The organism is Streptomyces sp. Y309, from assembly GCF_056712025.1.
In genome coordinates this window covers 2,314,633-2,331,219 of sequence record NZ_CM160048.1, presented here as the reverse complement: position 1 = coordinate 2,331,219, position 16,587 = coordinate 2,314,633, and the positions used below count along the sequence as shown (strand labels likewise).

At 71.6% G+C, this 16,587-nt stretch carries 16 protein-coding genes; 10 read left to right on the top strand and 6 right to left on the bottom strand.

What is annotated here, in order from left to right; translation table 11 throughout:
* Nucleotides 1-31: 31 nt before the first annotated feature.
* Entirely contained in the window at nucleotides 32-355 is a 324-nt protein-coding gene (locus tag AC0KTA_RS08570; RefSeq protein WP_481054520.1) for a nucleotide pyrophosphohydrolase, read from the top strand.
* 280 nt (nucleotides 356-635) lie between these two features.
* On the top strand, nucleotides 636-1,142 hold the full coding sequence (locus AC0KTA_RS08565; protein WP_481054519.1) for a DUF6099 family protein: 507 nt from the start codon (nucleotides 636-638) through the stop codon (nucleotides 1,140-1,142).
* Nucleotides 1,143-1,398: 256 nt separating this feature from the next.
* On the opposite strand, the gene AC0KTA_RS08560 is transcribed toward AC0KTA_RS08565, so the two are convergent.
* A complete protein-coding gene (locus AC0KTA_RS08560; protein ID WP_481056744.1) occupies nucleotides 1,399-1,644 on the bottom strand; it encodes a hypothetical protein in 246 nt (81 codons plus the stop codon).
* A gap of 265 nt (nucleotides 1,645-1,909) precedes the next feature.
* Between AC0KTA_RS08560 and AC0KTA_RS08555 the strand changes: the two genes are divergently transcribed.
* The gene (locus AC0KTA_RS08555) at nucleotides 1,910-2,833 is read left to right on the top strand and encodes an LLM class F420-dependent oxidoreductase (protein ID WP_481054518.1); all 924 of its coding nucleotides are present in this window, start codon (nucleotides 1,910-1,912) and stop codon (nucleotides 2,831-2,833) included.
* Between the two features lie 113 nt (nucleotides 2,834-2,946).
* Here the strand turns inward: AC0KTA_RS08555 and AC0KTA_RS08550 are convergent, their stop codons facing one another.
* Together AC0KTA_RS08550 and AC0KTA_RS08545 are read right to left on the bottom strand one after the other, a co-directional pair.
* Complete coding sequence (locus AC0KTA_RS08550; protein ID WP_481054517.1) at nucleotides 2,947-3,249, bottom strand: hypothetical protein; 303 nt, start codon at nucleotides 3,247-3,249, stop codon at nucleotides 2,947-2,949.
* Between the two features lie 144 nt (nucleotides 3,250-3,393).
* Nucleotides 3,394-3,840, bottom strand: coding sequence for a Rid family hydrolase (locus AC0KTA_RS08545; RefSeq protein WP_481054516.1), 447 nt, complete (start codon nucleotides 3,838-3,840; stop codon nucleotides 3,394-3,396).
* Nucleotides 3,841-3,928: 88 nt separating this feature from the next.
* Here AC0KTA_RS08545 and AC0KTA_RS08540 point away from each other — a divergent pair, with 88 nt between their 5' ends.
* The 5 genes from AC0KTA_RS08540 (at nucleotide 3,929) to argF (ending at nucleotide 11,617) form a co-directional block, all read left to right on the top strand.
* Nucleotides 3,929-4,849 carry a GlxA family transcriptional regulator gene (locus AC0KTA_RS08540; protein WP_481054515.1) on the top strand — a complete coding sequence of 307 codons (921 nt, stop codon included), beginning with the start codon at nucleotides 3,929-3,931 and terminating at the stop codon, nucleotides 4,847-4,849.
* A gap of 249 nt (nucleotides 4,850-5,098) precedes the next feature.
* Nucleotides 5,099-6,583, top strand: a complete 1,485-nt coding sequence (locus AC0KTA_RS08535; protein ID WP_481054514.1) for a 3' terminal RNA ribose 2'-O-methyltransferase Hen1 — start codon at nucleotides 5,099-5,101, stop codon at nucleotides 6,581-6,583.
* Nucleotides 6,580-9,150: a polynucleotide kinase-phosphatase gene (locus tag AC0KTA_RS08530; RefSeq protein ID WP_481054513.1), complete on the top strand. Its 2,571-nt coding sequence runs from the start codon at nucleotides 6,580-6,582 to the stop codon at nucleotides 9,148-9,150. Before AC0KTA_RS08535 ends, AC0KTA_RS08530 begins: the two co-directional genes overlap by 4 nt.
* A 124-nt stretch (nucleotides 9,151-9,274) precedes the next feature.
* A complete protein-coding gene (locus AC0KTA_RS08525) occupies nucleotides 9,275-10,501 on the top strand; it encodes an arginine deiminase (protein WP_481054512.1) in 1,227 nt (408 codons plus the stop codon).
* A gap of 108 nt (nucleotides 10,502-10,609) precedes the next feature.
* Entirely contained in the window at nucleotides 10,610-11,617 is a 1,008-nt protein-coding gene (gene argF / locus AC0KTA_RS08520) for an ornithine carbamoyltransferase (protein WP_481054511.1), read from the top strand.
* Between the two features lie 12 nt (nucleotides 11,618-11,629).
* On the opposite strand, the gene AC0KTA_RS08515 is transcribed toward argF, so the two are convergent.
* On the bottom strand, nucleotides 11,630-12,055 hold the full coding sequence (locus AC0KTA_RS08515; protein WP_481054510.1) for an ATP-binding protein: 426 nt from the start codon (nucleotides 12,053-12,055) through the stop codon (nucleotides 11,630-11,632).
* Between the two features lie 388 nt (nucleotides 12,056-12,443).
* On the opposite strand from AC0KTA_RS08515, the gene AC0KTA_RS08510 reads away from it, so the two are divergent.
* Together AC0KTA_RS08510 and AC0KTA_RS08505 are read left to right on the top strand one after the other, a co-directional pair.
* A complete protein-coding gene (locus AC0KTA_RS08510) occupies nucleotides 12,444-13,271 on the top strand; it encodes an enoyl-CoA hydratase family protein (RefSeq protein WP_481054509.1) in 828 nt (275 codons plus the stop codon).
* A 2-nt stretch (nucleotides 13,272-13,273) separates the two neighbouring features.
* Nucleotides 13,274-15,625: a bifunctional salicylyl-CoA 5-hydroxylase/oxidoreductase gene (locus AC0KTA_RS08505; RefSeq protein ID WP_481054508.1), complete on the top strand. Its 2,352-nt coding sequence runs from the start codon at nucleotides 13,274-13,276 to the stop codon at nucleotides 15,623-15,625.
* Between the two features lie 190 nt (nucleotides 15,626-15,815).
* On the opposite strand, the gene AC0KTA_RS08500 is transcribed toward AC0KTA_RS08505, so the two are convergent.
* Together AC0KTA_RS08500 and AC0KTA_RS08495 are read right to left on the bottom strand one after the other, a co-directional pair.
* On the bottom strand, nucleotides 15,816-15,953 hold the full coding sequence (locus AC0KTA_RS08500; RefSeq protein WP_481054507.1) for a hypothetical protein: 138 nt from the start codon (nucleotides 15,951-15,953) through the stop codon (nucleotides 15,816-15,818).
* Between the two features lie 342 nt (nucleotides 15,954-16,295).
* Nucleotides 16,296-16,586 (bottom strand): DUF6881 domain-containing protein, encoded by a 291-nt coding sequence (locus tag AC0KTA_RS08495; protein WP_481054506.1) that lies wholly within the window; start codon nucleotides 16,584-16,586, stop codon nucleotides 16,296-16,298.
* Between the last annotated feature and the right edge of the window lies 1 nt (nucleotide 16,587).

Here is a 16,587-nt window from a genome sequence, read left to right as displayed (position 1 = left end):
TGCCGCTGACGGGATGTAGTTGACTGGGGCCGTGACAGATCATGACGTAGCGGGACTGCAGCGCAGGCTGGCCGAGTTCGCGGCCGCGCGGCACTGGGAGCCCTTCCACACGCCCAAGAACCTCGCCGCCGCGCTCAGCGTGGAGGCCTCCGAACTCGTGGAGATCTTCCAGTGGCTGACGCCGGAGGAGTCGGCGCGGGTGATGGACGACGCGGACTCCGCGCACCGCGTCACGGACGAGGTCGCCGATGTCCTCGCCTATCTGCTGCAGTTCTGCGAAGTGCTCGGCATCGACCCGCTCGAGGCCCTCGCGGCGAAGATCGACAGGAACGAGCACCGCTTTCCGGCGCCGTAGTGCGCGCCGCGTCGGCCCGGCTCGGGCGGCGCGGAACCGGCGCACGGCCCACCCGCCCCGTAAGTCCGCGGGCGTAACCGCCCGTTGGACATGCCGAAAGCCCCCCAAAGACACCTCGTCGTCACTCTCCGGAGTGGATGCATTGTCCACTGGCGAATTTTTGTCCACAGATTTCAGGCTTCCTCTGGCTTTTCGTCCTGAAGGCGCTCACTGTGGGTAGTGGACAAGGGAGTTCGGGTGAACGTGCCGTGTGTGGGTGCGGGATGAATGGGGACGGCGCATGGATGCGATGCGGCTCATCGAGGCGAGCAGGTGCGCCCTGGCGCGGAGTCAGGAGCCCGCGGCCATCGTGGCGGAGGTGTGGCAGTCCCAGGCGCTGGCGCAGGCGATCGGCAGCCGTCTCGCGGTCACGGGCCCACCGGAGTTACGGGGCGAGGCGCTGGGCCTGAGCGAGCTGAGCGGCCGGGGCTGCGCCGTCCTGAGCCCCCCGCAGTCCGCGACGGAGGAGATACGCGCGGCGGCCCTCACCGAGATAGGCGACGCCCACGACACCCTGCTCGGCCTCGGCGCCCTCCTGGGCGAAGTGGGCATAGCCCTGGTCACGGTGGCCATGGGCGCCGACGGCGAGGGGATGTACTGGCAGTGCATGGAGGCCATCGACGCCGCCGACGAGTCCAGAGACCGCGTCCTGGAAATGCTCCGCAGACTGGCGGCACGTTCTGGCAGGGGCGCCTTGGACGGGGGGAGGGGGGACTGTGTTGCGGAGGGGAGGTCGCCCTCTTGCTGAGGGGGCCGGGGACTGCCGGGGGGCGTTGAGTGTGCAACCGTGCTCCCGCTGTGGGCAGCTGGGCCGCCAGGGGCGGCACGGGTGGGCACAGCCCCAGGCCGACGGGGCGCCGGGGTGCGGCGTCAGATGGCTCCCCCGGCCGCCGGGCGGGCCTCGACGGCCGGGGCGGGGGCGTCGTGTCGGGCGGCGCCCCCGGCGCCGGGGGCGGGCCTCGGCGGCGGGGGCGGCGGCCCGGTGACGCGCCGGGTTCGTGCCGTCAGGCGCGGTCCGGCTCTTCGCTTGTGGGCGGGCGGGCGGTGGACTGCTGGAGGTCGGCGTCCAGTTGGGTCAGATCCGCGTTGAGCGCGGCCATCAGCTCCTCCATCTGCTGCAGCAGACCCTTGGGCGGGCCCGGCTGCTCGGCCGGTGCGTGCGCGCGAGCCTGCTCGGGCACGACCTCGTCGCGGTGCTGATCCGACGCGAACGGGTCGTGCGCCTGCTCGGGCACGGCTTCCTGGGACATGACGGCCTCCTCGGCCCGCGCCCCGCCGGACCGGGGGACGCGCCCCGGCCGGGCAAGGCAGTTGGTGCAAGGGACGCCCCGGCAGCGGCCGCCGGCGCGGGTGCCGGGCGGTCCGGCTCCGCCGAGCCAACGATCACCCGAGCGGCACAGTCACTGGGGCGGGCCCGCCCCGGCCGCCGGGTTGACGGATTTCACCCGACCGGGGCGACGGCGGACCGGCGGGACCGGGAAGGTTGACGCGCGTTCGAGCGTGCAGGATGGAGGCATGGATCTACGCATCTTCACCGAGCCCCAGCAGGGGGCCACTTACGACACGCTGCTCACGGTCGCCAAGGCCACCGAGGACCTGGGCTTCGACGCCTTCTTCCGTTCCGACCACTATCTGCGCATGGGATCGGTCGACGGCCTGCCGGGACCCACGGACGCCTGGATCACGCTGGCGGGCCTCGCCCGGGAGACGAAGCGGATCCGGCTCGGCACGCTGATGACGGCCGGCACGTTCCGGCTGCCGGGCGTGCTCGCCATCCAGGTGGCGCAGGTCGACCAGATGTCGGGCGGCCGGGTCGAACTGGGCCTGGGCGCGGGCTGGTTCGAGGAGGAGCACAAGGCGTACGGCATCCCGTTCCCGAAGGAGAAGTTCGCGCGCCTGGAGGAGCAGCTCGCGATCGTCACCGGCCTGTGGGCGACGGAGCCGGGCCGCACGTTCTCCTACGACGGCGCGTACTACCAGCTCACCGACTCGCCCGCGCTGCCCAAGCCGGCGCAGGCCAAGGTGCCGGTGCTGATCGGCGGCCACGGCGCGACGCGGACACCGCGCCTGGCGGCGCAGTTCGCGGACGAGTTCAACATCCCGTTCGCGTCGGTGGAGGACAGCGAGCGGCAGTTCGGCCGGGTGCGGGCCGCCGCCGAGCAGGCCGGCCGCAAGCCCGACGACCTGGTGTACTCCAGCGCGCTGGTGGCCTGCGTCGGCAAGGACGACGCCGAGGTGGCCCGCCGCGCGGCGGCCATCGGCCGTGAGGTGGACGAGCTGAAGGCCAACGGCCTCGCGGGTTCCCCCGCCGAGGTCGTCGACAAGATCGGCCGGTACGCGGAGATCGGCGCGAGCCGCGTCTACCTCCAGTGCCTGGACCTGGCCGACCTGGACCACCTGGAACTGATCTCGGCACAGGTGCAGTCGCAACTTCCGTAGCGACACGGGCGCTTCAGCGGCGGCACGGACGCCTTCGTAGCGGCACGGCACTTCCGTGACCGCACGGCGCGAGGGCCCGCCGACGCATCGGCGGGCCCTCGCACGCGGTGCCGCTAGCCGCGGCCCTGGGTGTCCTGGGCGACGATGAAGTACTTGCCGCACTCGCCCCCGAACCGCCACGTGCCGCGGCCCACCCACGCGCCGTAGATGGTCTTGCCGTTGCTGCAGTCGGTGACGGCACGGGCCTGACCGCTCTTCACGGTGCAGGTCGCGCTCCACCAGTTGACCTTCTGCTTCCAGTTGCCGCAGCTGTAGTTGCCGGCGGCGGACGCAGGGGTGGCGGTGGCGAGGCCGCCGACGAGGAATGCGGCGGCGACGGATGTGGTTGCGGCACGGCGCAACATGGTGAGCTTCAAGGAACTCTCCCCCGGGATGCCCTGTCGGGCGAACGATACGGTCGCGAACACGGCGAGGCGTGTTCATGATCATTCTAGGGCAGGGACGGGTTGGGCCGAGCCGGGCCCGGGGGGGGCAGGCATCAGATGCGAGGGACGGCGGCGTCAGCCCCGGGCGGTGAGCCGGACCTCGACCAGCAGTTCGCGGAAGGCCAGTCGAGGAGTGCCGATCATGGTGCTTGCCACCTGTGGGTCCGGCCGGCCGTAGGCCTCCTTGCGCACCGGTCCCGCCGCGGCGTCGGCCGCGTCGACATCGACGGCGTAGATGACCTCTTCGACGACGTCGTCCAGAGAAGCACCGAAACGCCGGAGCAGTTCCGCCGCGTTGGCATAGCACTGCCGCAACTGCTCGCCCGTGTTGCCGAAATCGGTGACCAGTCCGGCCTCATCGACCGGAGCGGGGGCGACGATTTCGGTGCCGTCGTGTGCCACCTGGCCGGAGAGATGGATGGAATTGCCGTGCTTGACGGCTTGAACGTACCCGTAACCTGATTCCCACGGGACTCCGAAGCTTTCTGTGCGGATTTCCGCCTTCTGCTGTGCGTTGCTCATGCAACGACGGTAGGGGGCCAGGACGGAGGCGGACCAGATGCGGCCGTGCCACGTGCGGCAAGGATCGTGCCAGAGCGAGGGGGCGCCAGTGGGATCCAAGGGCGGCGAGACGGTGGTGGCGATCCTTGCGGTGCCGGGTGCGTATGCGCTGGACATCAGCATCGCGGAGCATGTGTTCGGCCGGCATCCCGGATATCGCGTCGTGGTGTGGGGGAAACACGATCTCGGCCCGGCCGACGTCGAGAGCGCCGATATCGTCGTGGTTCCGGGTTACGAGGATCCGCATCTTCCCGTTCCGGAGGAATATCTCAAGGCGCTGCGCCGCGCCGCGGACCGGGGAACCCGTTTCGTCGCCATCTGCACGGGCGTCTTCGCGCTCGCGGACGCCGGATTGATGAAAGGGAAGGCGGCCACGGCGCATTGGCGCCACACCGATCGACTCCGGGACATGTATCCCGAAGTCGACGTCGTCGAGAATCGACTGTTCGTCGAAGACGGAGCCATTCTCACGTCTGCGGGCGGCGGCGCGGGAATCGACGCGTGTCTCCATGTCGTCCAGACCGATTTCGGGACCACCGTCGCGGACCGTGTGGCGAAGGACGTCGTCTTCCATTCCGCCCGCGGTGCGAACGAGCCGCAGTACGTGGAGGTGCCCGCGCCCGCTCGCGACAGCCTGCGGGCCACGCGGGAATGGGTGATCGACAACCTCGGGTCGTCGATCACCGTGCAGCGGATGGCGGACCACAGCCTGCTGTCCCGCAGAACCTTCAACCGGCGCTTCGCGCGGGAGACGGGAATGCCGCCCATGCGGTGGGTCGCCGCGCAGCGGATTCTTCGCGCGCGCCGGCTCCTCGAGACCTCCGACTGGTCCGTCGAGAGAATCGCGGGAGAGACGGGGTTCGGCACGGCCGCGAATTTCCGGACGCTCTTCCGCAGAGAGGTGGGCGTGACCCCCACCGCCTACCGCACGTCCTTCCGCCCGGCGCCCGGGCCGGGCGGAAAATCTTGAGCCCTTCCGGCCCGTTCGCTGTACGTTTGTGCAGGTGCGCCGGGGGAGAAGGCGTTGCGCGGCGAGAGGGCCGCGCCGCGGCGCACGCGACAGATACGGGGGTTGAGAAAGGGCCGGGAGCCGCCAAGGCTGGTGCGTGCTCCGCCCTCGGCGCGGTCCGCCACCTCCGGCGCCTGTGCACGCGCTGTGCACCGCGATGGACCGCCCTGGAAGTATCCGCAGCCCAGATTGCGTTTCGAGGCATACCCAGTGTTCCTGACGATCACCACCACCGGCACCCCAGAGCGCCCCGCGACCGACCTCGGGTTCCTGCTGCACAAGCATCCCGGCAAGGCGCAGGCGTTCTCCACGTCCTACGGGCAGGCGCACGTCTTCTACCCGGAGGCGACCGACGCGCGCTGCACGGCCGCGCTGCTGCTCGAAGTGGACCCCGTGGCGCTGGTGCGGCGGGGCAAGGGCCGCGGCGGCGCCCCGGACGCGGCCCTCGCGCAGTACGTGAACGACCGGCCGTACGCCGCGTCCTCGCTGCTCGCCGTCGCCCTGAGCGGGGTGTTCTCCAGCGCGCTGCGCGGCGTCTGCAAGGCCCTGCCCGAGCGCGCGGGGCAGCCGCTGCCGCTGCGCGTCGAGGTGCCCGCGCTGCCCGCCCGCGGCGGCCCCGACCTGGTGCGGGCGCTGTTCGAGCCGCTGGGCTGGACGGTCACGGCCGAGCCGGTGCCGCTCGACGAGCGCTTCCCGGAGTGGGGCGACTCGCGGTACGTACGCCTCGTACTCGACGTACCGGACGGCAGGCTGACCCTCGGCGAGGCGCTGCGGCACCTGTATGTGCTGCTTCCGGTGCTCGACGACGCCAAGCACTACTGGGTCTCGGCCGACGAGGTCGACAAGCTGCTGCGGGCCGGTGCGGGCTGGCTCGCGGACCACCCCGAGCAGAAGCTGATCACCAGCCGCTATCTGGCGCGGCGCTGGTCGCTGACGCGCGAGGCCATGGAGCGGCTCGAACTGGTACGGCTCGCGGACGCCGACGACACGGCGGTCGAGGACATCGACAACGCCGTGGCCGACGACGGTCCCGAGGAGGAGCAGGACAGCAAGCCGGTCTCGCTCGCCGTGCAGCGCCGCGAGGCGATCCTCGCCGCCCTCGGCGCGGCGGGTGCCGCCCGCGTGCTCGATCTGGGCTGCGGCCAGGGCCAGTTGGTGCAGGCGCTGCTCAAGGACACGCGGTACACGGAGATCGTGGGTGTCGACGTGTCGATGCGCGCGCTCACCGTCGCCGCGCGCCGGCTGAAGCTGGAGCGCATGGGCGAGCGCCAGGCGGAGCGCGTGTCGCTCTTCCAGGGCTCGCTCGCGTACACCGACAAGCGGCTCAAAGGGTACGACGCCGCGGTGCTCAGCGAGGTCGTCGAGCACGTCGACCCGGAGCGGCTGCCCGCGCTCGAGTACGCGGTGTTCGGCTCGGCGCGCCCCCGCACCGTGCTCGTGACCACGCCGAACGTCGAGTACAACGTCCGCTGGGAATCGCTCCCGGCCGGACACGTCCGGCACGGCGACCACCGCTTCGAGTGGAACCGCGCGGAGTTCCGGGCCTGGGCCGACGGGGTCGCCCGGCAGCACGGGTACAGCGTCGAGTTCGTGCCCGTGGGACCCGACGACCCCGAGGTGGGGCCGCCGACACAGATGGCGGTGTTCACCCAGACCCAGACCGACCGGAGCACCAAGGAGGCGAAGGCCGCATGACCGACAACACCACCGGCACCGGCAGCACCACCACCGGCCGCTCCCTCGCCGTCACAGACCTCTCCCTCGTCGTCCTCGTCGGCGCCTCCGGAGCGGGCAAGTCCACTTTCGCGCGGCGCCACTTCAAGCCCACCGAAGTGCTGTCCAGCGACTTCTGCCGCGGCCTCGTCGCCGACGACGAGAACGACCAGGGCGCGAGCCGCGACGCCTTCGACGTGCTGCACTACATCGCGGGCAAGCGCCTCGCCGCGGGCCGCCGCACCGTCGTCGACGCGACCAGCGTGCAGTCCGACAGCCGCAAGCAGCTCATCGAGCTGGCGCGGCGGCACGACGTGCTGCCCATCGCCATCGTCCTCGACGTGCCCGAGGAGGTCTGCGCCGAGCGGAACGCCGCGCGCGCCGACCGGGCCGGGATGCCGCGCCGCGTCATCCAGCGCCACCAGCGCGAACTGCGGCGCTCGCTCAAGCACCTGGAGCGCGAAGGGTTCCGCAAGGTGCACGTCCTGCGGGGCGTCGAGGAGATCGAGAGCGCGCGCGTCGTCACCGAGAAGCGCTTCAACGACCTCACCCACCTCACCGGCCCCTTCGACATCATCGGCGACATCCACGGCTGCGCCAGCGAGCTGGAGACCCTGCTCGGCAAGCTCGGATACGTCGACGGCGCGCACCCCGAGGGCCGCACCGCCGTGTTCGTCGGCGACCTCGTCGACCGCGGCCCGGACAGCCCCGGCGTGCTCCGCCGCGTCATGAGCATGGTCGCCGACGGCACCGCCCTGTGCGTACCGGGCAACCACGAGAACAAGCTCGGCCGCCACCTCAAGGGCCGCGGCGTCCAGCTCACCCACGGCCTGGCCGAGACCGTCGCGCAGTTCGAGGCGGAGGACGCCCGGGACCCGGACTTCCGGGAGCGGGTGCGGGAGTTCGTGGACGGGCTCGTCAGCCACTACGTCCTCGACGGCGGCCGGCTCGTCGTGTGCCACGCGGGCCTGCCCGAGAAGTACCACGGCCGCACCTCGGGCCGGGTGCGCTCGCACGCGCTGTACGGCGACACCACCGGCGAGACCGACGAGTTCGGCCTGCCCGTGCGCTACCCGTGGGCGGAGGACTACCGCGGCAAGGCCGCCGTGGTCTACGGCCACACCCCGGTCCCGACGGCGACCTGGCTGAACAACACCATCTGCCTGGACACCGGCGCGGTCTTCGGCGGGAAGCTCACCGCGCTGCGCTGGCCGGAGCGCGAGCTCGTCGACGTACCGGCGGAGCGCGTCTGGTACGAAGCGGCGAAGCCGCTGCGCACGGAGGCGCCCGGCGGGCACGACGGCCGGCCGCTCGACCTCGGTGACGTGCACGGCCGCCGCGTGGTGGAGACCCGGCACGCCGGGCGCGTGACGGTCCGCGAGGAGAACGCGGCCGCCGCGCTCGAAGTGATGAGCCGCTTCGCGGGCGACCCGCGCCTGCTGCCGTACCTGCCGCCGACGATGGCGCCCACCGCCACCTCGCGGCGCGAGGGCTACTTGGAGCACCCGCTGGAGGCCTTCGAGCAGTACGCGGCCGACGGCGTCGCACGCGTCGTGTGCGAGGAGAAGCACATGGGGTCGCGTGCGGTGGCCCTGGTGTGCCGGAACGCGGACGTGGCGCGCGAGCGGTTCGGCGTGAACGGGCCGACGGGCGCGCTCTACACCCGTACCGGCCGCCCCTTTCTCGACGACCACGGCCGCACCGAGCAGGTGCTCGGCCGGGTGCGGGACGCCGCCGACGCGGCCGGGCTGTGGGAGGAGCTGGCCACCGACTGGCTGCTGCTCGACGCCGAGCTGCTGCCCTGGTCCCTGAAGGCGTCGGGGCTGCTGCGCACGCAGTACGCCGCCGTGGGCGCCGCGTCCGGCGCGGTCTTCCCGGGCGCCCTGAACGCCCTGGAGGCGGCCGCCGCCCGCGGCATCGACGTCGACGGCCTGCTCGGCAAGCAGCGCGAACGCGCCGCCGACGCCGCCGCGTTCACCGACGCCTACCGCCGCTACTGCTGGCCGACGGACGGCCTGGACGGTGTGCACCTCGCGCCGTTCCAGCTCCTCGCCGTCCAGGGCAGAAGCCTCGCCGCGCTGCCGCACGACCGGCAACTGGCCCTGATCGACCGCATGGTGGAACACGACACCACCGGCCTGCTGCGCACCACGCGACGCCTGTACGTCGACACCGGCGACGAGGAGTCGGTGCGCGCGGGCGTCGACTGGTGGCTGGAGATGACCGGCCGCGGCGGCGAGGGCATGGTCGTCAAGCCGGTCGAGGCCCTGGTGCGCGACGGCAAGGGGCGCCTGGTGCAGCCCGGCATCAAGTGCCGCGGCCGCGAGTACCTGCGGATCATCTACGGCCCGGAGTACACCCGCCCGGAGAACCTGGACAAGCTGCGCGGCCGCTTCCTCGGCCACAAGCGCTCGCTCGCCATCCGTGAGTACGCGCTCGGCCTGGAGGCGCTCGACCGGCTCGCGGACGGCGAGCCGCTGTGGCGGGTCCACGAGGCGGTGTTCGCGGTGCTCGCGCTGGAGTCGGAACCGGTGGATCCGCGTCTTTGAGGCGCGTACGGCGTGTTCCGGGCGTCCCTGTCCTGCCTGGCGGGACGCCCGGAACCGCCTGGCGGGGCGCTCAAAACGCATCGTTGGGCGCGTGACGCGGCCCCCGTGGGGTGAGGATGGAGACATGGGATTCAATGTCGACTCCGAGGCCGGGCGGCTGCGCCGCGTCATCCTGCACCGCCCCGATCTGGAGCTGAAGCGGCTCACGCCCACCAACAAGGACGCGTTGCTCTTCGACGACGTCCTCTGGGTGCGGCGGGCAAGACAGGAGCACGACGGCTTCGCCGACGTGCTGCGCGACCGCGGGGTGACGGTCCACCTCTTCGGTGATCTGCTCGCCGAGGCGCTGGACGTGCCGGCGGCCCGGCTGCTCGTCCTGGACCGCGTCTTCGACGAGAAGGAGTACGGCCCGCTCGCCACCGACCACCTGCGTGCCTCCTTCGATCCGCTGCCGTCGGCGGAGCTCGCCGACGCGCTGATCGGCGGCATGACGAAGCGGGAGTATCTGGACCGGCATCCGGAGCCGACGTCCGTGCGCTTCCACTGCATGGACATGGACGACTTCCTGCTCGGCCCGCTGCCCAACCACCTCTTCACGCGCGACACGTCCGCCTGGATCTACGACGGCGTGTCCATCAACGCGATGCGCTGGCCGGCCCGGCAGCGCGAGACCGTCCACTTCGAGGCGATCTACCAGCACCACCCGCTCTTCCACGGCCAGGGCTTCCACCTCTGGTCGCAGGGCCAGACCGACTACCCCTCCACCATCGAGGGCGGCGACGTCCTGGTCATCGGCAACGGCGCGGTGCTGATCGGCATGAGCGAGCGCACCACTCCGCAGGCCGTCGAGATGCTCGCGCACAAGCTGTTCGCCGCCGGTTCTGCGACCTCGATCGTGGCGCTCGACATGCCCAAGCGCCGCGCCTTCATGCACCTGGACACGGTCATGACGATGGTCGACGGCGATACGTTCACGCAGTACGCCGGCCTCGGCATGCTCCGCTCGTACACCATCGAACCGGGCGTCGACGAGCGCGAGTTGAAGGTCACCGACCACCCGCCGGAGCACATGCACCGCGCCATCGCCGCGGCCCTCGGCCTCGGCGGCATCCGGGTCCTCACGGCCACCCAGGACGTGCACGCCGCCGAGCGCGAGCAGTGGGACGACGGCTGCAACGTGCTCGCGGTCGAGCCGGGCGTGGTCGTGGCGTACGAGCGGAACGCGACCACCAACACCTATCTGCGCAAGCAGGGCATCGAGGTGATAGAGATCCCCGGCAGCGAGCTGGGCCGGGGCCGGGGCGGCCCGCGGTGCATGAGCTGTCCCGTGGAGCGGGATCTGATCGCTTAGAGGGTCCGGGGACGAGGGCACGGGGGGCCTGCATATAAATGTGAGAGGTCGTATAGACTTTCAAGGGTTCCCTGCCCCGCCTTGACGCATTACCCCCAGGAGCGCCCCATGGCGACACTCACGACCGACCTCACCGGCCGCCACTTCCTCAAGGAGCTGGACTTCACCGCCGACGAGTTCCGCGGTCTGCTCGCCCTGGCCGCGGACCTGAAGGCGGACAAGCGGGCCGGGACCGAGACCCGCCGCCTGACCGGCAGGAACATCGCGCTGATCTTCGAGAAGGCGTCGACCCGCACCCGCTGCGCCTTCGAGGTCGCCGCCGCCGACCAGGGCGCCACCACGACGTACATCGACCCCTCGGGCTCGCACATCGGCAAGAAGGAATCGGCACGGGACACCGCCCGCGTCCTCGGCCGGATGTTCGACGCGATCCAGTTCCGCGGGGACGCGCAGGAGACCGTCGAGACACTGGCCGCCCACGCGGGCGTGCCCGTGTACAACGGCCTGACCGACGACTGGCACCCCACGCAGATGCTCGCCGACGTCCTCACGATGACCGAGCACTGCGCCAAGCCGCTGGAGCGGATCGCGTTCGCCTACCTCGGCGACGCCCGCCTCAACATGGGCAACTCCTACCTGGTCACGGGCGCGCTGCTCGGCATGGACGTGCGCATCGTGGCGCCCCGCGCGTATTGGCCCGCCGAGGCGGTCGTGGCCCGCGCGCGGGCGCTCGCCGAGACGAGCGGGGCGCGGATCACCCTCACCGAGGACGTCGCCGAGGGCGTCGCGGGCGCCGACTTCGTCGCCACCGACGTCTGGGTGTCGATGGGGGAGCCCGCCGAGGTCTGGGACGAGCGCGTCACGGCCCTCGCTCCGTACGCGGTGACGATGGACGTCCTGCGCGCCACCGGCAACGCCGACATCAAGTTCCTGCACTGCCTGCCGGCCTTCCACGACCTGGGCACGGAGGTCGGCCGCGAGGTGTGCGAGCGCCACGGGCTGACCTCGCTGGAGGTCACCGACGAGGTCTTCGAGTCGGCGCACTCCGTCGTCTTCGACGAGGCGGAGAACCGGATGCACACGATCAAGGCCGTCCTCGTGGCGACACTCGCCTGAGCCGCGGGGCTCTCAGCGCTCGGCCGGCGCCGAGAGCGTGAACCAGACCGCCTTGCCGGTGTCGGTGGGGCGGTGGCCGCAGGCCGAGCTGAGCGTGCGGATGAGGAGCAGGCCGCGCCCGTGCTCCTGCCAGGGGTCGGGCTCGTCGTCCGCCGCCGGGGCGGTCAGGTCGAACGGCGGGACGGGGCTCGAGTCGCGCACCTCGACCTGGCAGAGCGTCGGCAGCAGCTCTATGACCAGCTCTATCGGGTCGTGCCCCGCCGTGTGCTCGACGGCGTTGGCCACCAGCTCGGCCGTGAGCAGCTCCGCGGTGTCGGTGTCCGCGGTGGAGCCGATGTCGGTGAGCGCCGTGCGGACCAGGGCGCGCGCGATGGGCACGGCTGCCACGGTGTGCGGCAGCGCGATGCGCCACGAGGCGGGAGAGTGAGGTTCGGGCAAGGTCGGCGGCAAGGTGGGTCCGTTCGGCGAGCAGGTGGTCCCTGTGCGGTCCTGCTTTCAACCGTACGAATCCTAAGCGGAGTGCCGACAGAGCCGTCCGTCGGGCGGTTTGGCGACCCATGCTGGGAAATTCCGGGACGTATGCCACTGGAGTGTACGGCCGGGTGGCCCCCGTGACGTAGGCGTATCGCGTACTCGTGACGACGGTCATGGATGAGTGATAATTTCGAGGAGGAGCGAGGAGCCGGGCCGAGCCGACGGAAGCGACGGACGCTGACGGAAAGCGACGGACGCCGACGGAAGCCGGCGCCTCTCCGCCCCGCCGCACGGTCTGTGCCCCACGAGGCCCGCGAGGCCCCGCCGCCCCCGCCCGAGGAGGCCGCACGTCATGAGTCCCTTCACCGGCTCCACCGCCCGCACCCCCGAGTGGCGGCACCTGCGCCTCAGCGTCGACGACGGCGTCGCCACCGTCACGCTGGCCCGCCCAGAGAAACTGAACGCGCTCACCTTCGGCGCCTACGCCGACCTGCGCGACCTGCTCGCCGAGCTGTCCCGGGAGCGGTCTGTGCGGGCGCTCGTGCTCGGCGGCGAGGGGCGCGGCTTCTGCTCCGGCGGCGATGTGGACGAGATCATCGGCGCGACGCTCGCCATGGACACGGCGCAGCTCCTCGACTTCAACCGCATGACCGGCCAGGTGGTGCGGGCCCTGCGCGAGTGTCCGTTCCCGGTGGTGGCCGCGTTGCACGGCGTGGCCGCGGGCGCGGGCGCGGTGCTCGCCCTGGCGGCGGACTTCCGGGTCGCGGACCCGTCGGCGCGGTTCGCGTTCCTGTTCACGAAGGTGGGGCTCTCGGGCGGTGACATGGGCGCGGCGTATCTGCTGCCGCGCGTCGTCGGGCTCGGCCACGCCACGCGGCTGCTGATGCTGGGCGAGCCGGTGCGCGCGCCCGAGGCCGAGCGGATCGGCCTGCTCAGCGAGCTCACGGACGAGGGCAAGGCCCCCGAGGCCGCCGAGGCCCTGGCCCGCCGCCTGGCCCAGGGCCCGGCCCTCGCGTACGCCCAGACGAAGGCGCTGCTCACCGCCGAGCTGGACATGCCGCTCGCGGCGGCCGTCGAGATGGACGCGGCGACGCAGGCGCTGCTGATGAACGGCGAGGACTACGCGGAGTTCCACGCCGCGTTCACCGCCAAGCGCCCGCCGAAGTGGCGGGGGCGGTGACGATGCGGGGGACACAGTCGGGGGCCGGACAGGCGGGCGTCGAGCGGCCGGGCGGGGCGCACCGGATCGCCGTCGTCGGCGGCGGCCCCGGCGGGCTGTACGCCGCGGCGCTGCTGAAGCGGCTCGACCCGGGCCGTGAGGTCACCGTCTGGGAGCGCAACGCCCCCGACGACACCTTCGGCTTCGGCGTGGTCCTCTCCGACGAGACCCTCGGCGGCATCGAGCACGCCGACCCCGCCGTGTACGCGGCGCTGCAGGCGGAGTTCGTCCGCTGGGACGACATCGACATCGTGCACCGCGGCACCCGGCACACCTCCGGCGGCCACGGCTTCGCCGCCCTGAGCCGCAAACGCCTGCTCGCGGTGCTGCACGAGCGGTGCCGCGGCCTCAGCGTCGACCTCCGCTTCCGTACGGAGGCGCCGCCCGCCGCCGAACTGGCCGCCGCGTACGACCTGGTGATCGCCGCGGACGGCGTGCACAGCCTCACCCGCGAGGCGCGCGCCGACATCTTCCGCCCCACCCTCACCACCCACCGCTGCCGCTACATCTGGCTCGCCGCCGACTTCGCCTTCGACGCCTTCCGCTTCGAGATCGCCGAGACCGAGCACGGCGTGATGCAGCTGCACGGCTACCCGTACCGGGCGGCGACGGCGACGGGGCCTGGGGCCGACCCCGGCGCGTCCACCGTCATCGTCGAGATGCGCGAAGAGGTGTGGCGGGCGGCCGGGTTCGCGGACGCCGAGATCCCCGAGTCCGTCGAGCGCTGCGCCAAGCTCTTCGCGGACACGCTCGGCGGCCGCCCCCTGCACGGCAACAACTCCTCGTGGCTCACCTTCCGCACGGTCGTCAACGAGCACTGGTCAGACGGCAATACCGTCCTGCTCGGCGACGCCGCCCACACCGCGCACTTCTCCATCGGCTCCGGCACCAAGCTCGCCGTCGAGGACGCCCTCGCGCTCGCCGCGAACCTCCAGGAGCAGCCGGACATCCCCGCCGCCCTCGCCGCGTACGAGACCGAGCGGCGCCCCGTCGTGGAGTCCACGCAGCGCGCCGCGCGGGCCAGCCTGCAGTGGTTCGAGGAACTGCCGATGTACCTCGACCAGCCGCCCCGGCAGTTCGCGTTCAACCTGCTCACCCGCAGCCGCCGCGTCACGCACGACAACCTGCGGCTGCGCGACGCCCACTTCACGGAGGCCGTGGAGCGGGACTTCGGCTGCCCGCCCGGTACGCCGCCGATGTTCACGCCGTTCCGCCTGGGCGACCTCGAGCTGCGCAACCGTGTCGTCGTGTCCCCCATGGACATGTACTCCGCCGTGGACGGCGTGCCCGGCGACTTCCACCTCGTCCACCTGGGCGCGCGGGCGCTCGGCGGGGCGGGCCTCATCATGACCGAGATGGTGTGCGTGAGCGAACGCGGCCGCATCACGCCGGGCTGCGCCGGGCTCTACACCGACGAGCAGGCCGACGCCTGGACCCGCGTCGTCGACTTCGCCCACACCCAGGCCCCCGGCACGGCGCTCGGCGTCCAGCTCGGCCACTCCGGCCGCAAGGGCTCCACCAAACTCATGTGGGACGGCATCGACGAGCCCCTGCCCTCCGGCAACTGGCCCCTCGTCTCCCCGTCCCCGCTCCCGTACGCCCCCGCGAGCCAGACCCCGCACGCCTTGGACGCCGCCGGACTCGCCGCCGTCCGCGAGGAGTTCGTCGCCGCCGCCCGGCGTGCCGCCCGCTGCGGCTTCGACCTCCTCGAACTGCACTGCGCACACGGCTACTTGCTCTCCAGCTTCCTCTCCCCGCTCACCAACCACCGCACCGACGCGTACGGCGGCCCGCCCGCCGCCCGGCTCCGCTTCCCCCTCGAAGTCTTCGACGCCGTACGGGAGGTGTGGCCCGCCACCCGCCCCATGACCGTCCGCATCTCCGCCACCGACTGGGCCGAGGGCGGGACCACCGCCGAGGACGCCGTCGCCGTGGCCCAGGCGTTCGCCGCCCACGGCGCCGACGCCATCGACGTCTCCACCGGCCAGGTGGTCCCCGACGAACGCCCCGCCTACGGCCGCTCCTACCAGACCCCCTTCGCCGACCGCATCCGCAACGAGACCGGCGTCCCCGTCATAGCCGTGGGCGCCATCTCGTCGTGGGACGACGTCAATTCGCTGCTGCTGGCGGGCCGCACCGACCTCTGCGCCCTGGCCCGCCCCCACCTCTACGACCCCCACTGGACGCTGCACGCGGCGGCCGAGCAGGGGTATGCGGGGCCGGGGGTGGAGTGGCCCCTCCAGTACCGGGCGGGGAGCCGGCGCCCGCAGACGGGACGCACGGACGCGGCGAAGCCGCGGCTGTCGTTGACCTGAGAGGGAGCGCGACACATCGTGCGAGCCACGCCGCCAGGCCACACGGTGGCTCTCTCCCGGCAGCGCTGAAGCCCCGCCAGAACGCATCTGACGGGGCTTCAATTCGGCTGCTTCCATGCGGCACAGCAGTTGTGGTCTCGGACAGCGAGGCTACGCCTCACCCTCCAGCCAACGCGCGAATGGTGCGGCCTCAGACAGCTCGGAGTTGATCGCCTTCAATCTTGCGACGCTCGCGCACGCCCGTCAGAAGCGACGGAAGTTGCTCCATGAAGGCGGACAAGTCATAGGCAACATCGAGCGGCCACTCATCGCTGCCGAAGCCACTCATGTGGAAGCTGTTCCCCCCCGGTACCAGATAGGGCGCTGCACGCCTCCGTGACCAGGGTGTCGTAAACATCGTCCCCTTCTTGGCTCACTGGGGCAGGACTCGTGGCGCCGGAGGGTGCAGTGGGATGGAATGAAACGGAGAAGACCATCTCCCTACCCTCCTACTTCGGGCCATTGGTCGGGAATCCAGTCTTTTATATCCCTTTCGGGTTCGGGACGACGCCTGGCCCAACTGCGCGGCGGTGGACTCGGATCCGGGAGCTGCCAGTACGGCATCGCCAACATCGGCTTCGCCGCCGGCGCCGTCTCCGAAGCCGTTACTCACTCTCGCTACGACGTGCGATCAGGGAGTGCTGCGATCTCCTGCGGCTTGATGCCACACGTTTTCAAACTCTGCGCTTTCGATGAGCGACGGGGAAAATTCCTCCTGACCGGAAATCTCCTCCAGGTCCGGAAGTGCGTCCTCGCCGAGCATGGTCGTACCCGAAGATACTTCGCGATCCGCGAAGTCGCGACGCCCATCTCGATAGACCTCCACCTTGCGGATTTCGTAGCCCGCATCATCGATCTCGCTGTACAGCTCAATCGGTTCATCAGGCAGGTCGTGGTGCCACAGCACCTTGAGGTATCGCATG